The sequence below is a fragment of the Escherichia sp. E2562 genome (assembly GCF_005781075.1).
GTDB lineage: Bacteria > Pseudomonadota > Gammaproteobacteria > Enterobacterales > Enterobacteriaceae > Escherichia.
On record NZ_VATM01000005.1, the window covers coordinates 428,484 to 452,679 of the forward strand.

The window sequence follows — 24,196 nt, forward strand, 5'->3', positions numbered from 1 at the left end:
GAAGTATTATTCTTGATTGAAACGTTTCAGCGCGATCTTGTCTTTAATCCTAAGCCAGGTTGGCGTTTTTTTTCTCATAGAAGCTGAATCGTTTCAATTCAGCAAGAGAGGAGAACTATGTTCCAGTTATCCGTACAGGACATCCATCCGGGCGAGAAGGCCGGAGACAAAGAAGAGGCTATTCGCAAGGTCGCCGCGGCGCTGGTGCAAGCCGGTAATGTAGCGGAAGGCTACGTCAATGGCATGCTGGCGCGCGAACAGCAAACCTCAACCTTTCTCGGCAACGGGATTGCTATTCCACACGGTACTACCGACACCCGCGATCAGGTACTGAAAACCGGCGTTCAGGTATTTCAGTTCCCGGAAGGTGTGACATGGGGTGAAGGGCAGGTAGCGTATGTTGCTATCGGTATTGCCGCCAGCTCCGATGAACATCTGGGCTTGCTGCGCCAACTAACCCATGTACTGAGCGATGATTCCGTTGCTGAACAACTGAAGTCAGCAACAACAGCAGAAGAACTTCGCGCATTGCTGATGGGCGAAAAGCAGAGTGAGCAGCTGAAGCTTGATAACGAAATGCTGACACTGGATATCGTTGCCAGTGATTTGCTGACCCTGCAAGCGTTAAACGCCGCTCGTCTGAAAGAAGCGGGCGCAGTTGACGCTACCTTCGTCACCAAAGCCATCAACGAGCAGCCATTAAATCTCGGGCAAGGCATCTGGCTGAGCGATAGCGCCGAAGGTAATCTGCGTAGCGCGATTGCGGTAAGCCGTGCGGCAAATGCTTTTGATGTGGACGGCGAAACGGCTGCCATGCTGGTGAGTGTGGCGATGAATGACGATCAGCCCGTCGCGGTTCTTAAGCGTCTCGCCGATTTGCTGCTCGACAATAAAGCTGACCGCTTGCTGAAAGCAGATGCGGCAACGCTGCTGGCACTGCTGACCAGCGATGATGCGCCGACCGACGACGTGTTAAGCGCGGAGTTTGTTGTGCGCAATGAACACGGCCTGCATGCCCGTCCAGGCACCATGTTGGTCAATACCATTAAACAATTTAACAGTGATATTACCGTGACAAACCTTGATGGCACCGGCAAACCGGCAAACGGACGTAGTCTGATGAAAGTTGTAGCACTTGGCGTTAAGAAAGGTCATCGCCTACGCTTTACCGCCCAGGGACCAGATGCTGAACAGGCGCTGAACGCCATTGGCGACGCCATCGCCGCAGGTCTTGGGGAGGGCGCGTAATGAGCAGACGTGTTGCTACGATCACCCTTAATCCGGCTTATGACCTTGTTGGTTTCTGCCCGGAAATTGAACGCGGCGAAGTGAACCTGGTGAAAACCACCGGTCTGCATGCGGCGGGTAAAGGTATCAACGTTGCCAAAGTTCTGAAAGATCTGGGTATTGATGTCACTGTTGGCGGCTTCCTCGGTAAAGATAACCAGGATGGGTTTCAGCAATTGTTCAGCGAGCTGGGCATTGCCAACCGTTTCCAGGTTGTACAGGGGCGCACCCGTATTAATGTCAAGTTGACGGAAAAAGACGGCGAAGTGACCGACCTCAACTTCTCGGGTTTTGAAGTCACTCCAGCCGACTGGGAACGCTTTGTGACGGATTCTCTGAGCTGGCTTGGTCAGTTCGATATGGTCTGTGTCAGCGGCAGTTTACCATCAGGCGTCAGCCCGGAAGCCTTCACCGACTGGATGACTCGCCTGCGTAGTCAGTGTCCTTGCATTATCTTTGATAGTAGTCGTGAAGCGTTAGTGGCAGGTTTGAAAGCGGCACCGTGGCTGGTGAAACCTAACCGCCGCGAGCTGGAAATCTGGGCTGGCCGTAAACTGCCTGAAATGAAAGATGTGATTGAAGCTGCGCATGCGCTGCGTGAACAAGGTATCGCGCATGTCGTTATTTCACTGGGTGCCGAAGGCGCGCTTTGGGTTAATGCCTCCGGCGAATGGATCGCCAAACCACCGTCAGTCGATGTCGTAAGCACCGTTGGCGCAGGGGATTCTATGGTTGGTGGCCTGATTTATGGCTTGCTGATGCGTGAATCCAGTGAACACACTCTGCGTCTGGCGACAGCTGTTGCTGCCCTGGCGGTAAGTCAAAGCAATGTGGGTATTACCGATCGTCCGCAGTTGGCCGCAATGATGGCGCGCGTCGACTTACAACCTTTTAACTGACAGCAGGAGAGGCATAATGAAAACGCTGCTGATTATTGACGCTAATCTCGGTCAGGCACGCGCCTATATGGCGAAGACCCTGCTGGGCGCGGCGGCGCGAAAAGCAAAACTGGAAATCATCGACAATCCGAACGACGCTGAAATGGCGATTGTTCTCGGTGATTCCATCCCGAACGACAGCGCGCTGAACGGTAAAAATGTCTGGCTGGGCGATATTTCCCGGGCAGTTGCGCACCCTGAGCTGTTCCTGAGTGAAGCCAAAGGCCATGCGAAACCTTACACTGCGCCGGTCGCTGCGACAGCACCGGTTGCTGCCAGTGGTCCGAAACGCGTAGTTGCGGTGACTGCTTGCCCGACCGGGGTGGCGCACACTTTTATGGCGGCAGAAGCCATTGAAACCGAAGCGAAAAAACGTGGCTGGTGGGTGAAAGTTGAAACTCGTGGCTCTGTTGGCGCGGGTAATGCCATCACCCCTGAAGAAGTGGCTGCGGCGGATCTGGTCATTGTGGCGGCAGATATTGAAGTCGATCTGGCGAAATTTGCTGGTAAACCGATGTATCGCACCTCTACCGGTCTGGCGCTGAAGAAAACCGCGCAGGAACTGGATAAAGCCGTTGCTGAAGCGACGCCTTACGAACCAGCAGGCAAAGCTCAAACGGCGGCGACTGAAGGCAAGAAAGAGAGTGCAGGCGCGTATCGTCACTTGCTGACGGGCGTCTCTTACATGCTGCCGATGGTCGTTGCTGGCGGTCTGTGTATCGCGCTTTCTTTTGCTTTTGGTATCGAAGCGTTTAAAGAGCCGGGTACGTTGGCAGCGGCGCTGATGCAGATTGGTGGCGGTTCAGCCTTTGCGCTGATGGTGCCGGTACTGGCAGGTTATATTGCCTTCTCTATTGCCGACCGTCCGGGCCTCACGCCTGGCCTGATTGGCGGTATGCTGGCGGTCAGCACCGGTTCTGGTTTCATTGGCGGTATTATTGCGGGCTTCCTGGCTGGTTACATTGCGAAGTTAATCAGTACGCAATTGAAACTGCCGCAGAGTATGGAGGCGCTGAAACCGATCCTGATCATTCCGCTGATTTCCAGTCTGGTGGTTGGTCTGGCGATGATCTACCTGATCGGTAAACCGGTTGCTGGCATCCTCGAAGCTCTGACTCACTGGCTGCAAACGATGGGGACTGCGAATGCTGTTCTGCTGGGCGCGATCCTTGGCGGCATGATGTGTACTGACATGGGCGGCCCGGTTAACAAAGCGGCATACGCGTTCGGTGTGGGTCTGCTGAGTACCCAAACCTATGGCCCAATGGCAGCGATTATGGCGGCAGGTATGGTGCCACCGCTGGCAATGGGGCTGGCAACGATGGTGGCGCGTCGCAAATTCGACAAAGCGCAGCAGGAAGGCGGCAAAGCAGCTCTGGTTCTGGGACTGTGCTTTATTTCTGAAGGTGCAATTCCGTTTGCTGCCCGTGATCCGATGCGTGTGCTGCCGTGCTGTATCGTTGGCGGGGCGTTGACTGGTGCAATCTCTATGGCGATTGGTGCGAAACTGATGGCACCGCACGGTGGTCTGTTTGTGCTGCTGATCCCGGGCGCAATTACGCCGGTACTGGGTTACCTGCTGGCAATTATTGCCGGTACGCTGGTGGCGGGTTTGGCTTATGCCTTCCTGAAACGTCCGGAAGTGGACGCGGTAGCGAAAGCAGCGTAATAAAAGGTGTGTTACAGGGCAGAAATTTCCTGCCCTGTATCATGTGAAGATCGCAAGGTGATTGACCCGTTCTTGAGGGTAACTCTATGAATTTATCTATTTTATCTTTAAGTTGAAACCTGAAATCTTCATCAAACATTAACCTTATTTCCTCAAGGGCAGATTAATTTCTGCCCTTTTTTATTGCTTCCGTTCTGTGCATCCCGTCACAAATTCTCCGTTTTTTTAATCCATGCATTTAATAGCGTTTTGTGAGCCTGTTCAAATCTGCCCATTTTGCTCATCTGGCGGCAATTTACTTTAAGTAAAACATGCATACTATGAGCACATGTTTAAATACGAACACATGTTTAAATGTTATTTGCAGTACCTATATTCTTGTGGATTGACAGAGTTGGTAATTTTTTACCAGGGGACGTGCTATGCGCGAAAAGGAATATGTCGTAATTATAGGTTCGGCGAATATTGATGTCGCCGGATATTCACATGAATCATTGAATTATGCGGATTCAAATCCAGGGAAAATAAAATTTACACCTGGTGGAGTAGGGCGCAATATCGCGCAAAATCTGGCATTGCTGGGGAACAAAGTCTGGCTACTTAGCGCTGTAGGCAGTGATTTTTATGGTCAATCGCTCCTGACGCAAACCAATCAATCCGGTGTTTATGTCGAGAAATGCCTGATTGTGCCAGGGGAAAATACGTCGAGCTATTTATCATTGCTCGATGATACCGGTGAAATGTTGGTTGCTATAAATGACATGAATATTAGTAACTGTATTTCTGCGGAATATCTCGCACAGCACCGTGAATTTATCCAGGGAGCAAAGGTCATTGTCGCTGACTGTAATATCAGTGAAGAGGCGTTGGTCTGGATTCTGGATAATGCCGCCGACGTACCTGTATTTGTCGATCCAGTTTCGGCATGGAAATGTGTCAAAGTGCGCGACCGTCTAAGTCAGATCCACACCCTGAAGCCAAACCGCCTTGAAGCGGAAACCCTGAGTGGGATTGCGTTGTCAGGGCGTGAAGATGTCGCAAAAGTTGCCGCCTGGTTCCATCAACATGGCCTGAACCGCCTGGTACTGAGTATGGGCGGAGACGGTGTTTACTACAGTGAAATCGGCGGTGAAAACGGCTGGTCTGCACCGATTAAAACCAATGTCATTAATGTTACCGGAGCGGGCGATGCCATGATGGCAGGTCTTGCTTCGTGTTGGGTCGACGGTATGCCGTTTGCCGAATCTGTTCGTTTTGCACAGGGATGTTCGTCAATGGCGCTCTCCTGTGAATACACCAATAACCCCAATTTATCGATTGCCAACGTTATATCGTTAGTGGAGAACGCAGAATGTCTGAATTAAACATTTCCCCTGAATTATTACAAATTTCCCCGGAAGTTCAGGATGCTTTAAAAAGCAAAAAACCAGTAGTTGCGCTGGAATCGACCATTATCTCTCACGGTATGCCGTTTCCACAAAATGCCCAGACGGCAATTGAAGTGGAAGAAACTATTCGTAAACAGGGCGCTGTACCTGCCACTATCGCCATTATTGGTGGCGTCATGAAAGTGGGCTTAAGCAAAGAAGAAATTGAATTGCTGGGTCGTGAAGGACATAACGTAACCAAAGTTAGCCGTCGCGATTTACCTTTTGTTGTTGCCGCCGGAAAAAATGGCGCAACCACCGTTGCTTCAACGATGATTATTGCGGCGCTTGCCGGAATTAAAGTATTTGCCACCGGGGGAATTGGTGGTGTACATCGCGGGGCGGAACATACCTTCGATATTTCTGCCGATTTGCAGGAACTGGCGCACACCAATGTCACCGTAGTTTGTGCCGGGGCGAAATCTATTCTCGATTTAGGCTTAACTACCGAATATTTAGAAACTTTCGGTGTACCGCTAATTGGCTATCAGACCAAAGCGCTGCCTGCGTTTTTCTGCCGTACCAGCCCGTTTGACGTCAGCATTCGTCTCGACAGTGCCAAAGAAATTGCCCGCGCGATGGCGGTGAAATGGCAAAGCGGGCTGAACGGTGGCCTCGTGGTAGCGAACCCGATCCCGGAACAGTTTGCTATGCCGGAACACACTATCAATGCGGCGATCGATCAGGCGGTAGCTGAAGCTGAAGCGCAGGGTGTTATTGGTAAAGAAAGTACGCCGTTCTTGCTGGCGCGTGTTGCTGAACTGACCGGCGGTGACAGCCTGAAATCCAACATCCAGCTGGTGTTCAACAACGCCATTCTGGCGAGTGAAATTGCCAAAGAATACCAGCGTCTCGCGGGTTAATTTCCGACGGGCAGAAAGCCGTCGCCCGTACTGATCATACATACCGAAACCTGGCGCTGGCGCCGGGTTTACTGGCATAAAGGGAAAATCATTATGGATATAATGAGAAGTTTGGTGGGTATGGTGGTATTGCTGGCAATTGCGTTTGTGTTGTCGGTGAATAAAAAGGGCATCAGTTTGCGCACGGTTGGGGCCGCGCTGCTGCTGCAAATCGCCATTGGTGGCATCATGCTCTATTTTCCGCCGGGAAAATGGGCAGTAGAACAGGCGGCATTAGGCGTTCATAAAGTGATGTCTTACAGTGATGCCGGTAGCGCCTTCATTTTTGGTTCGCTGGTTGGGCCGAAAATGGATGTTCTCTTTGATGGCGCGGGCTTTATCTTCGCCTTTCGCGTACTCCCGGCGATTATCTTCGTCACTGCGCTTATCAGCCTACTGTACTACATTGGCGTAATGGGACTACTGATTCGTATTCTTGGCAGTATTTTCCAGAAAGCCCTCAACATCAGCAAAATCGAATCTTTTGTTGCGGTTACCACTATTTTCCTCGGGCAAAACGAGATCCCGGCGATCGTAAAACCGTTTATCGATCGCATGAATCGCAACGAGCTGTTTACCGCAATTTGTAGCGGGATGGCGTCTATTGCAGGTTCGATGATGATTGGTTATGCCGGAATGGGCGTGCCGATTGACTACCTGTTAGCGGCATCGCTGATGGCTATCCCCGGCGGTATTTTGTTTGCGCGTATTCTTAGCCCTGCAACCGAGCCTTCGCAGGTGACATTTGAAAACCTGTCATTCAGCGAAACGCCGCCAAAAAGCTTTATCGAAGCGGCGGCGAGCGGTGCGATGACCGGGCTGAAAATCGCCGCTGGTGTGGCGACGGTGGTAATGGCGTTTGTCGCAATTATTGCGCTGATCAACGGCATTATCGGCGGAATTGGCGGCTGGTTTGGTTTCGCCAATGCTTCTCTGGAAAGTATTTTTGGCTATGTGCTGGCGCCACTGGCGTGGATCATGGGGGTAGACTGGAGCGATGCTAACCTTGCAGGTAGTCTGATTGGGCAGAAACTGGCGATAAACGAATTTGTTGCTTACCTGAGTTTCTCACCGTATCTGCAAACGGGTGGCACGCTGGAAGTGAAAACCGTGGCAATTATCTCCTTTGCGCTGTGTGGTTTTGCTAACTTTGGTTCTATCGGCGTTGTCGTTGGGGCGTTTTCGGCTATTTCGCCAAAACGTGCTCCGGAAATCGCCCAGCTTGGTTTACGGGCGCTGGCAGCAGCGACGCTTTCCAACCTGATGAGTGCGACTATTGCCGGGTTCTTTCTTGGGTTGGCGTAATGCTCGATTTGTAGTCCGGATAAGACGTATCCGGCAATCGCGCTATTGCACATAATTTTTACTGCATCATCCCGGAGAATTTATTCTCCGGGTCCATCTCCAGCGCCAGTCCTGACAACTGCTTTCTGTTTTTAATTAGATACCCTTTCTTGTTTTTAATTAATAAACCGTCGTGAATGAATTGCGCGAGAACATATAAAAGATGTCGATAAGAAACGCCCAAATACTCTGCGGCTTGCGTGTGCTTTTCGTGATAAAGATCACTTTCCTGCGAGAGTAATATAAATGCTGCCAGGCGATTCACTAACGGAAATGATTGGTTCTGAGTTAAAGAAACAATATTGCGATAATTTTTATGACTTAAGGTGACGCAGAGTTTTCGTAAAAATAGCGTGTCGTTTAATAACAGCGGGCGGTAATGTTTCATGGGGAGCGCAATACACCAACACTCTTCAATAGCCTGTACCGCACGCGGTTCATGGTCTTTGTCGATTACCTCAATCTCGCCAATAAAACAGGGCGCGGCAAAGAAATCGATCAGCGACACGCGACCATTGGCCAGCGTGGCGTAAAGCCTGGCACGGCCTCGCGTCAGGTAAAACAGCCAGGACGGCTGTTGCCCTTCCTGCACAATGTAGTCACGCGCTAAAAAATGAAACAGCCGCGTATCGGCTGAAACATCCGTTGAAAAGCAATCCTTAAATGCGGATTCGTTAATCAGTTGTTGCTTCAATTCATTATTGTGGATTTCTTTCACGATGTTTATCCGCTATGAGATTTCTCATATTTAGCATACGTACGCTGTTGTTAAGATTCAATCATCGACCCGGTCGAATTTTCTTTGCTGTAGAAAAAATAACGCAACTGGAAACAGAGGAAATAAACAATGGAAAAGAGAAAAATTATTCTGGATTGTGATCCGGGTCATGATGATGCTATTGCCATAATGATGGCTGCGAAACATCCGGCGATTGATTTATTAGGTATCACTATTGTGGCGGGTAATCAGACTCTTGATAAAACATTAATTAATGGCCTGAATGTTTGCCAGAAACTGGAGATTAATGTTCCGGTTTATGCGGGGATGCCGCAGCCCATTATGCGTCAACAAATCGTTGCCGATAATATTCACGGTGAAACCGGACTGGATGGCCCGGTATTCGAGCCGCTGACCCGCCAGGCAGAAAGCACCCATGCGGTGAAATATATCATCGATACCCTGATGGCAAGCGATGGCGATATCACTCTGGTGCCGGTTGGTCCGTTGTCAAACATCGCGGTGGCAATGCGCATGCAACCCGCAATCCTGCCCAAAATCCGTGAAATTGTACTGATGGGCGGCGCTTATGGTACTGGCAACTTTACGCCATCTGCCGAGTTCAACATCTTTGCTGACCCGGAAGCCGCACGCGTGGTGTTCACCTCCGGCGTTCCGTTGGTGATGATGGGCCTCGATCTCACCAACCAGACCGTTTGCACCCCGGACGTGATTGCACGGATGGAAAAGGCAGGCGGCCCTGCCGGGGAGCTGTTCAGCGACATCATGAACTTCACTCTCAAAACGCAGTTCGAAAACTACGGTCTGGCTGGCGGCCCGGTGCACGACGCCACCTGCATCGGTTATCTGATTAACCCGAATGGCATTAAAACCCAGGATATGTACGTCGAAGTGGACGTTAATAGCGGCCCTTGCTACGGGCGTACCGTCTGCGACGAGTTGGGCGTTCTTGGCAAGCCCGCCAATACCAAAGTCGGCATCACTATTGATACCGACTGGTTCTGGGGCTTAGTCGAAGAGTGCGTTCGCGGCTACATCAAAACCCATTAAGTGTTGATAACAAGCCGGGTCAGTATCGCAAGATGCAGGCCCGGCTATTTCTGATGGGCAGAAAGCCGTCGCCCAAAATGACATGAAGAGATAATAACTATGGATGTCATGAGAAGTGTTCTGGGAATGGTGGTATTGCTGACGATTGCGTTTTTACTGTCAGTAAACAAGAAGAAGATCAGCCTGCGTACCGTTGGCGCGGCGTTAGTGTTACAGGTCGTGATTGGCGGCATAATGCTGTGGTTACCGCCAGGGCGTTGGGTCGCTGAAAAAGTCGCTTTTGGCGTGCATAAAGTGATGGCGTACAGCGACGCGGGTAGCGCATTTATCTTCGGTTCTCTGGTCGGACCGAAGATGGATACCTTATTTGATGGCGCAGGATTTATCTTTGGTTTCAGAGTATTACCGGCAATTATCTTCGTCACTGCACTGGTGAGTATTCTCTACTACATCGGTGTGATGGGGATCTTAATTCGCATTCTTGGCGGTATATTCCAGAAAGCATTAAATATCAGCAAGATTGAGTCATTCGTCGCGGTTACTACCATTTTCCTTGGGCAAAACGAAATTCCGGCGATCGTGAAGCCCTTTATCGATCGTCTGAATCGCAATGAGCTGTTTACAGCTATTTGCAGCGGTATGGCCTCAATTGCCGGTTCGACGATGATTGGTTACGCTGCACTGGGCGTGCCTGTGGAATATTTGCTGGCGGCATCGTTAATGGCGATCCCCGGCGGGATCTTGTTTGCCCGCCTGTTAAGCCCGGCTACGGAATCTTCGCAGGTTTCCTTTAATAACCTCTCTTTCACCGAAACACCGCCAAAAAGCATTATTGAGGCCGCTGCTACAGGGGCAATGACCGGGCTGAAAATCGCTGCGGGTGTGGCGACAGTAGTCATGGCATTTGTTGCCATCATTGCGTTAATTAACGGTATTATCGGCGGCGTTGGCGGCTGGTTTGGTTTTGAGCAAGCCTCGCTGGAGTCCATTTTAGGTTATCTGCTGGCCCCGCTGGCGTGGGTGATGGGTGTTGACTGGAGTGATGCAAATCTTGCCGGGAGTTTGATTGGGCAGAAGCTGGCGATCAATGAATTTGTTGCTTATCTCAATTTCTCGCCATATCTGCAAACGGGTGGCTCTCTGGATGCTAAAACCGTGGCGATTATTTCTTTTGCGCTGTGCGGTTTCGCTAACTTTGGTTCTATCGGGGTAGTGGTTGGGGCATTTTCTGCGGTTGCGCCACACCGTGCGCCGGAAATCGCCCAGCTTGGTTTACGGGCGCTGGCGGCGGCGACGCTTTCCAACCTGATGAGTGCGACCATTGCCGGGTTCTTTATTGGTTTAGCGTAGTGCGCGATTTATGAGCCGGATAAGACGCGTTAAGCGTCGCATCCGGCAACATTGTTACACCATTGGCACTAATGAAAGCGCGTTATCGGCAGACAGGGTAGGGTTGTTTAAGCTGCCGCTGGCGCGCGAAATTGCCGCGCAGGCAATCGCAAAATGGGCGCTATCACGGAAACTGCTTCCTTCCAGAAAGCTATACACCAGGCCCGCCATAAAACCATCGTCAGCACCAAAACTGTCTACCGTCGTATGTGCTGGCGGAGTCAGCAAAAATTGTTCACCATCCTTTTCGCTGCAATAAACTGACTCATCGGGCAAATAAACAAACAGATGCTGAACACCTTGCTGATGCAACGCATTCACTGCGGCATTACGATCAGCATCGCTGGTTATCGGCTGGCCCCATAAAATTTCCAGCTCTGGCAAAGTGGGTTTCAGAGTGTGAATATGCGCCAGCCAGTGTTTGATTTTGCCCGCTTTAAATTCTGAAACGGTATCGACAAACACCGGGATTTCATCGGCAAGGGTGAAGACCCACTCCAGCGCCTCGGCAGTCAGGTTACAATCTGCCAGCACCACGCCCGCATGATGAAGTAAATCGCGCGACCCGTTCAGTAGTTGCGGTGTCAACTGTTCCAGCAGATGGGTATCGTTAATCGCCAGCACGGTTTCATCGTCTCGATTGGCAATTGCCAGATACGTCGATGTGCTTTGGCCGTGTAAACGAACACAGCCGGAGACATTCACTCCGGCGCGGCGCGTCTCTTCCAGGAGCATTTCGCCATAAAAGTCATCGCCAATCACCGAGAGTAAATGGACGTCGCGACCTAACAGCGCCAGATTGTGGGCAATGTTGCGCCCAACGCCGCCCGCCGAGCAATGAATTGTACCGGGATTAGAGGCCGCTTGCGGATAACGGATATCCGCCATCCCGCGAATATCCATATTGATTGTTCCCAGCACCACGCAATATTCCTGCTCGGTGAGAATGTAACCTTTGCCTTTAATCCGCCCTTTGCGCATTAAATCCATAATATGCGCCGCAACGCGCGAACGGCTAATTTGCAGCATATCCGCAATTTCATTCTGCTGAATCAGCGGGTTACGCCGTAAAATTGCAAGGATCTCCTTCTCCCGGTTATTCATCTTCAGGCTACCGCTTTTTCAGTTTGTTGCGCTTTCAGCCAGGCGATCTCTTCTACCCAGATATCCGGGTTGATGGTTTCAAGGATCAGCGGAATGCCGTCGAAACGGTCGTCCTGCATGATCCAGCGGAACGCATCATGACCGATATTGCCTTCACCAAGGCTATGATGGCGGTCAACGCGGCTGCCAAAGGTACTTTTCGCATCGTTGAGGTGCATCCCGCGCAGATACTTAAAGCCAACAATACGAGCAAAATCAGCGAACGTTTTCTCGCATTCGGCTGGAGTACGCAAATCATACCCGGCAGCGAAAGCATGGCAGGTATCAATGCAGACGCCGACGCGGGATTTATCTTCCACACCGTCGATAATCGCCGCGAGATGTTCGAATTTAAATCCAAGGTTGCTGCCCTGACCGGCGGTATTTTCAATAACCGCGGTCACACCTTGTGTTTTATCCAGTGCAATGTTGATGGATTCGGCAATACGCGCAAGGCAATCCTCTTCTGAAATCTGCATCAGATGGCTGCCAGGGTGGAAGTTGAGCAAAGAAAGCCCCAGCTGTTCGCAACGCTGCATTTCATCTATAAAGGCATCGCGCGATTTTTCCAGGGCTTCAGCGACCGGATGTCCGAGGTTAATCAGATAACTGTCGTGGGGAAGAATTTGCGCCGATGTGTAGTGATATTTTTCACAGGCGGCTTTGAATTCATCGATGGTTTGCGTCGTGAGCGGTGCGGCACGCCACTGACGTTGGTTTTTGGTGAACAAGGCAAACGCGGTTGCGTCGATTCCGGCGGCGCGAATTGCGGCATTTGCCAGACCGCCAGCAGCACTAACGTGCGCTCCAATGTATTTCATGCGAGGACTCCTGTTAAACCCGCTGGAGGAAAACGGTAATGATAGCGGGTTAACAGGAGCAAGATGTAGTGGTTTATGCGATGACGCTTTGAATCACATAGTTAATTGCACCACCACCAACAATCAGCCAGGCAAACAGTACCAGTGCCATCAGCAGAGGTTTCGCCCCGGCTTTTTTCAGCGCGCTGACGTGAGTGGTCAGACCCAGCGCCGCCATCGCCATTGCCAGCAGGAAGGTATCCAGCGTTACCAGCATGTTCACCACGCTCTGCGGTAACAGGTGGAACGAGTTAAAGATGGCAACTACGATGAACAAGATGGCAAACCACGGAATAGTGATTTTGCTTTTCTCGCCGCTGTTCGCCCCAGACAGCTGTTTAACACGCGCCGCCAGCAGAATGAGGAACGGGGCCAGCATCATCACGCGCAGCATTTTGGAAATAACCGCTGCGTTTTCTGCATCCGGGCTGATGGCATGACCTGCCGCCACCACCTGCGCCACTTCGTGCACAGTAGAACCAATGTAGATACCGAAAGTTTCCGGGCTAAACCATTGAGACATCAGTGGATATATCGCCGGGTAGAGGAAAATCGCGACGGTCCCGAAGATAACAACGGTTGCAACAGCCACGGTTACTTTACTGGCTTCCGCTTTCACTACCGGCTCAGTCGCCAGTACCGCTGCAGCACCACAGATACTGCTACCGGCACCGATCAACCAGCTGGTGTGCTTATCCAGACCAAACACTTTCTGCCCCAGGAAGCAAGCCAGCAGGAAGGTACTGGACAGCGTCAGCACGTCAATGATGATCCCACTGATACCGACATCGGCAATTTGTGAGAACGTCAGACGGAAGCCATAAAGAATGATACCCAGACGTAATAAATATTGCTTGGCAAACAGCACGCCACCGTCACAGCTTTTCCAGATGTGCGGATAGATGGTGTTGCCTAAAACCATCCCCAACAAGATTGCGAGGGTGAGGGCACTAAACCCGGCACCCGCAATCGCGGGAATGGAACCACCCCACAGGGCGACCCCGGTGATAACTGCACTCAGGGCTAACCCCGGAATAAAATGCCACAGTGTACGATGTTGTTTCTGTAAGGTGATATTCGTCATAACCCTCTCCTTTAACCGGGCATAAGGTTACGACTAACTGGTTTAAAAATAAAATTGATTATATATTTATAATTAATCTTTATAAGTGGTAAGCGACTATGCACATCACCCTCCGGCAGTTGGAAGTTTTTGCAGAAGTATTGAAAAGTGGATCAACCACCCAGGCGTCGGTGATGCTGGCGTTGTCGCAATCAGCAGTGAGCGCAGCCTTGACCGACCTGGAAGGGCAGCTTGGCGTGCAACTGTTTGATCGCGTGGGTAAAAGACTGGTTGTTAATGAACACGGGCGGCTGCTCTATCCGCGTGCGTTGGCACTGCTTGAACAGGCGATTGAAATCGAACAACTGTTTCGCGAAGACAACGGCGCGATTCGTGTCTATGCCAGTAGTACCATCGGTAACTACATTCTGCCTGCAGTCATCGCCCGTTATCGCCATGATTATCCGCAGTTGCCGATTGAACTGAGCGTTGGGAACAGCCAGGACGTGATGCAAGCGGTGCTGGATTTCCGCGTTGATATTGGCTTTATTGAAGGACCGTGCCACAGCACTGAAATCATTTCTGAACCGTGGCTGGAAGACGAGCTGGTGGTTTTCGCCGCGCCGACTTCGCCGCTGGCTCGTGGTCCGGTCACTTTAGAACAGCTGGCCGCTGCGCCGTGGATCCTGCGTGAACGCGGTTCCGGCACGCGGGAGATCGTCGATTATCTGTTACTGTCGCATTTACCGAAGTTTGAGATGGCGATGGAATTAGGTAACTCCGAGGCAATCAAACATGCGGTGCGTCATGGGTTGGGAATTAGTTGCCTGTCGCGAAGGGTCATTGAAGATCAATTGCAGGCTGGCACATTAAGTGAAGTTGCTGTCCCTCTGCCGCGCCTGATGCGTACGTTGTGGCGTATACATCATCGGCAGAAACACCTTTCCAATGCGTTACGGCGCTTTCTGGAGTACTGCGATTCCTCCACTTTGCCGCGTTAATCTGTTGTACAGAAACCTACGGGGGCTGTGTCGATTTCGCGACGCAGCACCACCGGTATACATTCGCCAGAAAAGAGATTGGTTGCTTTACTTATAATCCCTGGACGATCATGAAGGTGTCTTATAAAAGCGTATTTCTACCGGAAGGATTGCAAATCGTCTGCTACAATCGCGCCTCATTTTTAAGATGGATAGCATTTTCGTATGGTTTCCGAAACTAAAACCACAGAAGCGCCGGGCTTACGCCGTGAATTAAAGGCGCGTCACCTGACGATGATTGCCATTGGCGGTTCCATCGGTACGGGTCTTTTTGTTGCCTCTGGCGCAACGATCTCTCAGGCAGGTCCAGGTGGGGCGCTGCTCTCGTATATTCTGATCGGCCTGATGGTTTACTTCCTGATGACCAGTCTTGGTGAACTGGCGGCATATATGCCGGTTTCTGGTTCCTTTGCCACTTACGGTCAGAACTATGTTGAAGAAGGCTTTGGCTTCGCGCTGGGCTGGAACTACTGGTACAACTGGGCGGTAACTATCGCCGTTGACCTGGTGGCCGCTCAGTTGGTCATGAGCTGGTGGTTCCCGGACACCCCGGGTTGGATCTGGAGTGCGCTGTTCCTCGGCGTTATCTTCCTCCTGAACTACATTTCAGTTCGTGGCTTTGGCGAGGCGGAATACTGGTTCTCACTGATCAAAGTCACCACGGTCATTGTCTTTATCATCGTCGGCGTGATGATGATTATCGGCATCTTCAAAGGCGCACAGCCTGCGGGCTGGAGCAACTGGACGATTGGCGAAGCACCATTTGCTGGTGGTTTTGCGGCGATGATCGGTGTGGCAATGATTGTCGGCTTCTCTTTCCAGGGAACCGAGCTGATCGGTATTGCTGCAGGCGAGTCCGAAGAACCGGCGAAAAACATTCCACGCGCGGTACGTCAGGTGTTCTGGCGAATCCTGCTGTTCTATGTGTTCGCAATCCTGATCATCAGCCTGATCATTCCATACACCGATCCGAGCCTGCTGCGTAATGATGTTAAAGACATCAGCGTCAGCCCGTTCACCCTGGTGTTCCAGCATGCGGGTCTGCTCTCTGCGGCGGCGGTGATGAACGCGGTTATTCTGACGGCGGTGCTGTCAGCGGGTAACTCCGGTATGTATGCGTCTACTCGCATGCTGTACACCCTGGCGTGTGACGGTAAAGCACCGCGCATTTTCGCTAAATTGTCGCGTGGCGGCGTACCGCGTAACGCACTGTATGCGACCACGGTAATTGCAGGTCTGTGCTTCCTGACCTCCATGTTTGGTAACCAGACGGTATACCTGTGGTTGCTGAACACCTCCGGTATGACAGGCTTTATCGCCTGGCTGGGAATTGCGATCAGCCATTATCGTTTCCGTCGCGGTTATGTGCTGCAGGGGCATGATATTAACGATCTGCCGTACCGTTCAGGCTTCTTCCCGCTGGGACCGATCTTCGCTTTTGTGCTGTGCCTGATTATCACTCTGGGCCAGAACTACGAAGCGTTCCTGAAAGACACTATCGACTGGGGTGGCGTAGCGGCAACCTATATTGGCATCCCGCTGTTCCTTATGATCTGGTTTGGCTATAAGTTGATTAAAGGAACCCACTTCGTACGCTACAGCGAAATGAAGTTCCCGCAGAACGATAAGAAATAAGTTTTACCCCTTCCTTAATAAAGCCCTCTCAACCGAGAGGGCTTTTTCTTTTCCTTAGTATTCATGCGGATATAAAATTTAACATTTGGATTGATAATTGTTATCGTTTGCATTATCGTTACGCCGAAATCAAAAAAGGCTGACAAATCAGAGGCTGTTCAGGCTTTTGGGATGATCACCTGCATACAAAAAAGTCTACCGCGATGCTGCCGTACGCAAGGGGACATGAAGAAGATGTGAGCGATAACCCATTTTATTTTCGTAGTTACCTCATGGAGATATGGAATGTTTAGGTTGAACCCTTTCGTACGGGTCGGGCTGTGTTTGTCCGCAGTTTCATGTGCATGGCCTGTGTTAGCGGTTGATGATGATGGCGAAACGATGGTAGTCACGGCATCTTCCGTTGAACAAAACCTCAAAGATGCGCCCGCCAGTATCAGTGTCATTACCCAGCAAGATTTGCAACGTAAACCAGTGCAAAATTTGAAGGATGTCCTCAAAGAAGTGCCGGGCGTACAACTGACTAACGAAGGGGACAACCGTAAGGGCGTCAGTATTCGTGGTCTGGATAGCAGCTACACCCTGATTCTTGTCGATGGTAAACGTGTTAACTCGCGCAATGCCGTCTTCCGCCATAATGACTTTGACCTGAACTGGATCCCGGTCGATTCTATCGAACGTATCGAAGTGGTACGTGGCCCGATGTCTTCACTGTATGGTTCCGATGCGCTCGGCGGCGTGGTGAACATCATCACTAAAAAAATCGGCCAGAAATGGTCAGGTACGGTAACGGTAGATACCACCATTCAGGAACATCGCGATCGCGGTGACACCTACAACGGCCAGTTCTTCACGAGTGGACCGCTGATTGACGGCGTGCTGGGAATGAAAGCTTACGGCAGCCTGGCAAAACGTGAAAAGGATGACCCGCAGAGTTCCTCTACTACCGACACGGGAGAAACGCCGCGTATTGAAGGATTCTCCAGCCGCGACGGCAATGTCGAATTTGCCTGGACGCCGAATCAAAATCACGATTTTACCGCTGGTTACGGTTTCGACCGCCAGGATCGCGATTCTGACTCGCTGGACAAAAACCGCCTCGAACGCCAGAACTACTCCGTAAGCCATAATGGGCGCTGGGATTACGGCACCAGCGAACTGAAATATTATGGTGAGAAAGTCGAGAACAAAAACCCAGGCAACAGTAGCCCGATTACTTCCGAAAGTAACACGGTCGATGGTAAATACACGCTGCCGCTGACGGCTATCAATCAGTTTGTCACGGTGGGTGGTGAATGGCGCCACGACAAACTTAGCGATGCGGTGAACCTGACCGGCGGTACCAGCACTAAAACGTCCGCCAGTCAGTACGCGCTGTTTGTGGAAGATGAATGGCGGATCTTCGAGCCGCTGGCGCTGACGACCGGCGTGCGTATGGACGATCACGAAACCTACGGCGAACACTGGAGCCCGCGTGCCTATCTGGTCTATAACGCCACCGATACCGTAACAGTAAAAGGCGGCTGGGCGACGGCTTTTAAAGCACCTTCGTTATTACAACTTAGCCCCGACTGGACGACCAACTCCTGCCGTGGCGCATGCAAGATTATTGGTAGCCCGGACCTGAAACCAGAAACCAGCGAAAGTTGGGAGCTGGGGCTTTACTACATGGGCGAAGAAGGTTGGTTGGAAGGCGTTGAATCCAGTGTGACCGTCTTCCGCAATGATGTGAAAGATCGTATTAGCATCAGCCGTACATCTGACGTCAATGCTGCGCCGGGTTACCAAAACTTTGTTGGTTTTGAAACGGGGGCAAACGGTCGACGTATACCGGTGTTCAGTTACTACAACGTCAATAAAGCACGTATCCAGGGTGTGGAAACTGAGTTGAAAATCCCGTTCAACGATGAATGGAAGCTGTCACTCAACTACACCTACAACGATGGACGCGATGTCAGCAACGGTGAAAACAAACCGCTATCCGATCTGCCGTTCCATACCGCTAACGGTACGCTGGACTGGAAACCGCTGGCGCTGGAAGACTGGTCGTTCTATGTTTCTGGTCACTACACCGGTCAGAAACGTGCCGACAGCGATACCGTTAAAACACCGGGCGGTTATACCATCTGGAATACCGGCGCGGCCTGGCAGGTGACCAAAGACGTCAAACTGCGCGCAGGCGTGCTGAACCTGGGCGACAAAGATCTGAGTCGTGATGACTACAGCTATAACGAAGACGGACGTCGTTACTTTATGGCAGTGGATTATCGCTTCTGATGAGGAGATGCCCGGCGAACCGGGCGAACTTTCACTTCAGTAAATACTGCGCATGGAAGCGCAGATGATCCTCTATAAAAGAAGCAATGAAGTAATAACTGTGATCATAACCAGGTTGAATACGTAGCGTCATCGGCCACGCTTTCTGGCGCGCAGCTTCTGCCAGTACCGCGGGCTGAAGCTGGTCGGCAAGAAACTGATCGTTATCACCCTGATCGATAAGCGTCGGAATCACATCTTGCGCATTGCTGGCGTACATCAGCGCGCAACTGTCCCATTCCAGCCATGCATTTTTGTCCTCACCTAAATAGGCGCTAAATGCTTTGATTCCCCACGGGACGCTGCACGGATTCACAATCGGCGCAAAGGCCGAAACGCTGGTGTATTTGCCCGGATTTTTCAGCGCCATAATCAATGCGCCATGACCCCCCATCGAATGACCGCTAATAGCACAGCGATCGCTGACGTTAAATTGCGATTGAATCAGCGTTGGTAATTCATTGCGCAGGTAATCATACATCCGGTAATGCGTCGCCCACGGTGGTTGCGTGGCGTTGAGATAAAACCCTGCACCCTGGCCTAAATCGTAGCCATCATCGTTGGCAACCTGTTCGCCGCGCGGGCTGGTGTCTGGCATCACCAGCACAATCCCCAGTTCTGCCGCTACGCGCTGAGCGCCTGCTTTGGTGGTGAAGTTCTCGTCATTGCAGGTTAAACCTGAAAGCCAGTACAGCACAGGCGGAGGGGCGTTGTCGCGGGGCGGTGGGAGAAAGATGCTGAACGTCATCGGGCAATTTAAGGTACTGGAGTCGTGCCGCCAGCGTTGCTGCCAGCCTTCAAAACAGCGGTGCTCTTCGAGCATTTCCATGCGTGGCTCCTTGTTGTGTTGTTTGCATTTTAGTCATCATACCGTTTATTCAATGCGCTGTGAGTAACTTTCACTTCCGCATATGCATAACGATGTTTTAACATCTAACGCTGAAAGGCAGCGGCAATTACAATAATTATCGCTGTGAATACTGGATTATGTGCGCCACCTCACGCACAATAATCGGGCTGCTAATCAGCTTAATAACTTTGCCCCCACGCAGGGCGGAGGCGTCACACCTGCAGGAGAAAACATAAATGCCATCACTCAGTAAAGAAGCGGCCCTGGTTCATGAAGCGTTAGTTGCGCGAGGACTGGAAACACCGCTGCGCCCGCCCGTGCATGAAATGGATAACGAAACGCGCAAAAGCCTTATCGCCGGTCATATGACTGAAATCATGCAGCTATTGAATCTCGACCTCGCTGATGACAGTTTGATGGAAACGCCGCATCGCATCGCTAAAATGTATGTCGATGAAATTTTCTCCGGTCTGGATTACGCCAATTTCCCGAAAATCACCCTCATTGAAAACAAAATGAAGGTCGATGAAATGGTCACCGTGCGCGATATCACCCTGACCAGCACCTGCGAGCACCATTTTGTCACTATCGATGGCAAAGCGACGGTAGCCTATATCCCGAAAGATTCGGTGATCGGCCTGTCGAAAATTAACCGCATCGTGCAGTTCTTTGCCCAGCGCCCGCAGGTGCAGGAACGTCTGACTCAGCAAATCCTCATTGCGCTGCAAACGCTGCTGGGGACCAATAACGTGGCTGTCTCCATCGACGCGGTGCATTACTGCGTGAAAGCGCGTGGCATCCGCGATGCAACCAGCGCCACGACAACGACCTCCCTCGGTGGTTTGTTCAAATCCAGTCAGAATACGCGGCACGAGTTTCTGCGCGCTGTGCGTCATCACAACTGATTAAAAGGCAGGAACCATGGAGCGCAACGTCACGCTCGATTTTGTTCGCGGCGTCGCCATTCTGGGGATCCTGCTATTAAACATCAGCGCCTTTGGTTTACCAAAGGCGGCTTATCTCAATCCCGCCTGGTATGGCACTATTACCCCATCCGACGCCTGGACCTGGGCGTTTTTGGATCTCATCGGCCAGGTAAAATTCCTCACGCTTTTTGCGCTGCTGTTTGGCGCGGGCCTGCAAATGTTGCTGCCGCGCGGCAGACGCTGGATTCAGTCGCGGTTAACACTGTTAGTCTTGCTGGGCTTTATTCACGGTTTATTGTTCTGGGACGGCGATATCCTGCTGGCTTACGGGTTGGTGGGCTTAATCAGTTGGCGACTGGTGCGCGATGCGCCATCGGTAAAAAGTTTATTTAATACTGGCGTGATGCTGTATCTGGTGGGGATTGGCGTTTTGCTGTTGCTGGGGTTGATTTCTGACAGCCAGACCAGCCGCGCCTGGACGCCAGATGCATCGGCCATTTTGTATGAAAAATACTGGAAACTTCATGGCGGCGTTGAAGCGATCAGTAACCGCGCCGATGGCGTTGGCAACAGTTTACTGGCACTGGGCGCGCAGTATGGCTGGCAACTGGCGGGGATGATGTTAATTGGCGCGGCGCTGATGCGCAGCGGCTGGCTGAAAGGGCAGTTCAGCTTACGTCACTATCGTCGTACCGGTTTTGTGCTGGTAGCAATTGGTGTGCTAATTAACCTTCCTGCTATCGCACTGCAATGGCGGCTGGACTGGGCGTATCGCTGGTGTGCCTTCTTACTTCAAATGCCGCGTGAACTTAGCGCGCCGTTTCAGGCAATTGGCTATGCGTCGCTGTTTTATGGCTTTTGGCCGCAATTAAGCCGCTTCAGGCTGGTGCTGGCAATCGCCTGCGTCGGACGGATGGCGCTAACCAATTATCTACTGCAAACGCTGATTTGTACCACGCTGTTTTACCACCTCGGTTTGTTTATGCAGTTTGACCGCCTGGAGTTGCTGGTGTTTGTCGTTCCGGTATGGCTGGCGAACCTGCTTTTCTCTGTTATCTGGCTGCGTTACTTCCGTCAGGGGCCGGTGGAATGGCTCTGGCGTCAGTTAACCTTGCGCGCTGCCGGACCTGCATTATCTAAAACATCCAGATAACGATCTGGATCACATTCATTAACAAAACGGCTGTAACCGTTTCCATTGCTGTGACTCGATTCACGAAGTCCTGTATTCAGTGCTGACAAAATAGCCGCCAGCAAGCAGTAACCTACTGCAATCTCATAACAGGTAGTGAATATGATCACCATTCGTGATGTAGCGCGTCAGGCTGGCGTCTCTGTGGCAACGGTTTCCCGGGTGCTCAATAACAGCACGCTGGTAAGTGCCGACACGCGTGAAGCAGTTATGAAAGCGGTGAGTGAGTTGGATTATCGGCCAAATGCCAATGCACAGGCGCTGGCAACTCAGGTGAGCGATACCATCGGTGTGGTGGTCATGGATGTTTCAGATGCATTTTTCGGCGCATTGGTTAAAGCCGTCGATCTCGTTGCCCAGCAACATCAGAAATATGTGTTGATTGGCAATAGCTATCATGAAGCGGAAAAAGAGCGTCATGCCATCGAAGTGCTAATCCGCCAGCGTTGTAACGCGTTGATCGTTCATTCAAAAGCGTTAAGTGACGATGAACTGGCGCAATTTATGGACAACATTCCTGGCATGGTGCTCATCAATCGGGTTGTGCCTGGCTATGCCCATCGCTGTGTTTGTCTGGATAATATTAGCGGCGCCAGAATGGCGACGCGCATGTTGCTGAACAACGGCCATCAACGTATCGGCTATCTCTCTTCCAGCCACAGCATTGAAGATGACGCAATGCGTAAAGCGGGCTGGATAAGCGCGCTGAAAGAGCAGGATATTATTCCGCCGGAAAGCTGGATTGGCACGGGGACACCGGATATGCCAGGCGGCGAGGCGGCGATGGTTGAACTACTCGGGCGCAATCTACAACTTACCGCTGTATTTGCCTATAACGACAATATGGCCGCTGGCGCTCTGACGGCATTAAAAGATAATGGCATTGCGATTCCGTTACATCTCTCAATCATCGGTTTCGATGATATCCCCATTGCTCGTTACACCGACCCGCAATTAACGACCGTGCGTTACCCCATTGCTTCGATGGCAAAATTAGCCACGGAACTGGCCTTGCAGGGGGCAGCAGGCAACATTGATCCGCGTGCCAGCCACTGTTTTATGCCGACGTTAGTGCGCCGCCATTCTGTCGCATTACGCCAGAATGCGGCGGCGATCACTAACTGAGCAAATCAGAGGATGTAACCGCTTTCAATTTGTGAGTGATTTCACAGTATGTTAACAATGTGGTGGCTATGATTGCACCGTTTTAACGTTGTAACTTGTATGTAACAGCGAATAATCGCTTTTATCGAGGTTATGGCGTCATAACAACAATTAGAGCCGTTTTATGGAGCGTTACCGGGCATGGACGAACGGATTTTTAAAAATGAGCTTCGGCGTTCAGTAACACTTCATTAACCATACTGGCCCGCCGAGCATTTATCTCAAGCACTACCCTGCATAAGAAAAACCGGAGATACCATGAATAAGAAGGTGTTAACCCTGTCTGCTGTGATGGCCAGCATGTTATTCGGCGCCGCTGCACACGCTGCTGATACCCGTATTGGTGTGACGATTTATAAATATGACGATAATTTTATGTCTGTTGTGCGTAAGGCTATCGAACAGGATGCGAAAGCAGCACCAGACGTCCAGTTGCTGATGAATGATTCACAGAATGACCAGTCCAAGCAGAACGATCAGATTGACGTGCTGTTGGCGAAAGGGGTGAAGGCGCTGGCAATCAACCTGGTTGACCCGGCAGCTGCGGGTACGGTGATTGAGAAAGCGCGCGGGCAAAACGTGCCGGTGGTTTTCTTCAACAAAGAACCTTCCCGTAAGGCACTGGATAGCTACGACAAAGCCTACTACGTTGGTACTGACTCCAAAGAGTCCGGCATTATCCAGGGCGATCTGATTGCTAAACACTGGGCGGCGAATCAGGGGTGGGATCTGAACAAAGACGGTCAGATTCAGTTCGTACTGCTGAAAGGCGAGCCGGGCCATCCGGATGCAGAAGCACGCACCACTTACGTGATTAAAGAACTGAACGACAAAGGCATCAAAACTGAACAGTTACAGTTAGATACCGCTATGTGGGACACTGCTCAGGCGAAAGATAAGATGGACGCCTGGCTGTCTGGCCCGAACGCCAACAAAATCGAAGTGGTTATTGCTAACAACGATGCGATGGCAATGGGTGCGGTTGAAGCGCTGAAAGCACACAACAAGTCCAGCATTCCGGTGTTTGGCGTCGATGCGCTGCCAGAAGCTCTGGCGCTGGTGAAATCCGGTGCGCTGGCGGGTACCGTACTGAATGATGCCAACAACCAGGCGAAAGCGACTTTTGATCTGGCGAAAAACCTGGCCGATGGCAAGGGCGCCGCTGACGGCACCAACTGGAAAATCGACAACAAAGTGGTTCGCGTACCTTATGTTGGCGTAGACAAAGATAACCTGGCTGAATTCAGCAAGAAATAAGACTG

General features: G+C 51.3%; 20 protein-coding genes. 15 read left to right on the forward strand and 5 right to left on the reverse strand.

Annotated features, from left to right (window positions below):
- Positions 1-117 precede the first annotated feature (117 nt).
- From fruB to FEK43_RS10965, 6 genes are all read left to right on the forward strand, one after another.
- A complete protein-coding gene (gene fruB / locus FEK43_RS10940) occupies positions 118-1,248 on the forward strand; it encodes a fused PTS fructose transporter subunit IIA/HPr protein (protein WP_130207094.1) in 1,131 nt (376 codons plus the stop codon).
- Positions 1,248-2,186 carry a 1-phosphofructokinase gene (gene fruK / locus FEK43_RS10945; protein ID WP_000091270.1) on the forward strand — a complete coding sequence of 313 codons (939 nt, stop codon included), beginning with the start codon at positions 1,248-1,250 and terminating at the stop codon, positions 2,184-2,186. The genes fruB and fruK overlap by 1 nt, the downstream gene beginning before the upstream one ends.
- A 16-nt stretch (positions 2,187-2,202) precedes the next feature.
- Complete coding sequence (gene fruA, locus FEK43_RS10950) at positions 2,203-3,894, forward strand: PTS fructose transporter subunit IIBC (RefSeq protein WP_135407386.1); 1,692 nt, start codon at positions 2,203-2,205, stop codon at positions 3,892-3,894.
- Between the two features lie 422 nt (positions 3,895-4,316).
- A complete protein-coding gene (locus tag FEK43_RS10955; RefSeq protein ID WP_135407384.1) occupies positions 4,317-5,258 on the forward strand; it encodes a pseudouridine kinase in 942 nt (313 codons plus the stop codon).
- Positions 5,246-6,184 carry a pseudouridine-5'-phosphate glycosidase gene (gene psuG / locus FEK43_RS10960; RefSeq protein ID WP_135407382.1) on the forward strand — a complete coding sequence of 313 codons (939 nt, stop codon included), beginning with the start codon at positions 5,246-5,248 and terminating at the stop codon, positions 6,182-6,184. The genes FEK43_RS10955 and psuG overlap by 13 nt, the downstream gene beginning before the upstream one ends.
- A gap of 93 nt (positions 6,185-6,277) precedes the next feature.
- Positions 6,278-7,528: a NupC/NupG family nucleoside CNT transporter gene (locus FEK43_RS10965; protein ID WP_130207086.1), complete on the forward strand. Its 1,251-nt coding sequence runs from the start codon at positions 6,278-6,280 to the stop codon at positions 7,526-7,528.
- A gap of 58 nt (positions 7,529-7,586) precedes the next feature.
- On the opposite strand, the gene FEK43_RS10970 is transcribed toward FEK43_RS10965, so the two are convergent.
- Positions 7,587-8,285 (reverse strand): transcriptional regulator YeiL, encoded by a 699-nt coding sequence (locus FEK43_RS10970; RefSeq protein ID WP_135407380.1) that lies wholly within the window; start codon positions 8,283-8,285, stop codon positions 7,587-7,589.
- A gap of 129 nt (positions 8,286-8,414) precedes the next feature.
- On the opposite strand from FEK43_RS10970, the gene rihB reads away from it, so the two are divergent.
- Together rihB and FEK43_RS10980 are read left to right on the forward strand one after the other, a co-directional pair.
- Positions 8,415-9,356: a ribosylpyrimidine nucleosidase gene (gene rihB / locus FEK43_RS10975; protein WP_135407377.1), complete on the forward strand. Its 942-nt coding sequence runs from the start codon at positions 8,415-8,417 to the stop codon at positions 9,354-9,356.
- A gap of 99 nt (positions 9,357-9,455) precedes the next feature.
- Positions 9,456-10,706, forward strand: a complete 1,251-nt coding sequence (locus FEK43_RS10980) for a NupC/NupG family nucleoside CNT transporter (RefSeq protein ID WP_135404852.1) — start codon at positions 9,456-9,458, stop codon at positions 10,704-10,706.
- Between the two features lie 54 nt (positions 10,707-10,760).
- On the opposite strand, the gene FEK43_RS10985 is transcribed toward FEK43_RS10980, so the two are convergent.
- From FEK43_RS10985 to FEK43_RS10995, 3 genes are all read right to left on the reverse strand, one after another.
- Complete coding sequence (locus FEK43_RS10985; RefSeq protein WP_135407374.1) at positions 10,761-11,849, reverse strand: sugar kinase; 1,089 nt, start codon at positions 11,847-11,849, stop codon at positions 10,761-10,763.
- A 2-nt stretch (positions 11,850-11,851) separates the two neighbouring features.
- Entirely contained in the window at positions 11,852-12,709 is an 858-nt protein-coding gene (gene nfo / locus FEK43_RS10990) for a deoxyribonuclease IV (RefSeq protein ID WP_135407371.1), read from the reverse strand.
- Between the two features lie 73 nt (positions 12,710-12,782).
- Positions 12,783-13,832, reverse strand: coding sequence for a YeiH family protein (locus tag FEK43_RS10995; protein WP_000182044.1), 1,050 nt, complete (start codon positions 13,830-13,832; stop codon positions 12,783-12,785).
- Between the two features lie 98 nt (positions 13,833-13,930).
- Between FEK43_RS10995 and yieE the strand changes: the two genes are divergently transcribed.
- The 3 genes from yieE to cirA all read left to right on the forward strand — a co-directional run bounded on the left by yieE (position 13,931) and on the right by cirA (position 18,763).
- The gene (gene yieE / locus FEK43_RS11000; RefSeq protein ID WP_130207074.1) at positions 13,931-14,812 is read left to right on the forward strand and encodes a DNA-binding transcriptional regulator YeiE; all 882 of its coding nucleotides are present in this window, start codon (positions 13,931-13,933) and stop codon (positions 14,810-14,812) included.
- A 204-nt stretch (positions 14,813-15,016) separates the two neighbouring features.
- Positions 15,017-16,486, forward strand: a complete 1,470-nt coding sequence (gene lysP / locus FEK43_RS11005; protein ID WP_130207072.1) for a lysine-specific permease — start codon at positions 15,017-15,019, stop codon at positions 16,484-16,486.
- 285 nt (positions 16,487-16,771) lie between these two features.
- A complete protein-coding gene (gene cirA, locus FEK43_RS11010; RefSeq protein ID WP_135407369.1) occupies positions 16,772-18,763 on the forward strand; it encodes a catecholate siderophore receptor CirA in 1,992 nt (663 codons plus the stop codon).
- 31 nt (positions 18,764-18,794) lie between these two features.
- Here cirA and yeiG read toward each other — a convergent pair whose 3' ends face one another.
- Positions 18,795-19,631 (reverse strand): S-formylglutathione hydrolase, encoded by an 837-nt coding sequence (gene yeiG / locus FEK43_RS11015; protein WP_135407367.1) that lies wholly within the window; start codon positions 19,629-19,631, stop codon positions 18,795-18,797.
- A 257-nt stretch (positions 19,632-19,888) separates the two neighbouring features.
- On the opposite strand from yeiG, the gene folE reads away from it, so the two are divergent.
- The 4 genes from folE (at position 19,889) to mglB (ending at position 24,191) form a co-directional block, all read left to right on the forward strand.
- Positions 19,889-20,557 (forward strand): GTP cyclohydrolase I FolE, encoded by a 669-nt coding sequence (gene folE / locus FEK43_RS11020; protein ID WP_001139613.1) that lies wholly within the window; start codon positions 19,889-19,891, stop codon positions 20,555-20,557.
- A 16-nt stretch (positions 20,558-20,573) separates the two neighbouring features.
- Entirely contained in the window at positions 20,574-21,731 is a 1,158-nt protein-coding gene (gene yeiB, locus FEK43_RS11025) for a DUF418 domain-containing protein YeiB (protein ID WP_135491637.1), read from the forward strand.
- A 141-nt stretch (positions 21,732-21,872) separates the two neighbouring features.
- The gene (gene galS, locus FEK43_RS11030; RefSeq protein WP_135407365.1) at positions 21,873-22,895 is read left to right on the forward strand and encodes an HTH-type transcriptional regulator GalS; all 1,023 of its coding nucleotides are present in this window, start codon (positions 21,873-21,875) and stop codon (positions 22,893-22,895) included.
- 297 nt (positions 22,896-23,192) lie between these two features.
- Complete coding sequence (mglB, locus tag FEK43_RS11035) at positions 23,193-24,191, forward strand: galactose/glucose ABC transporter substrate-binding protein MglB (RefSeq protein ID WP_001036964.1); 999 nt, start codon at positions 23,193-23,195, stop codon at positions 24,189-24,191.
- Positions 24,192-24,196: the final 5 nt, after the last annotated feature.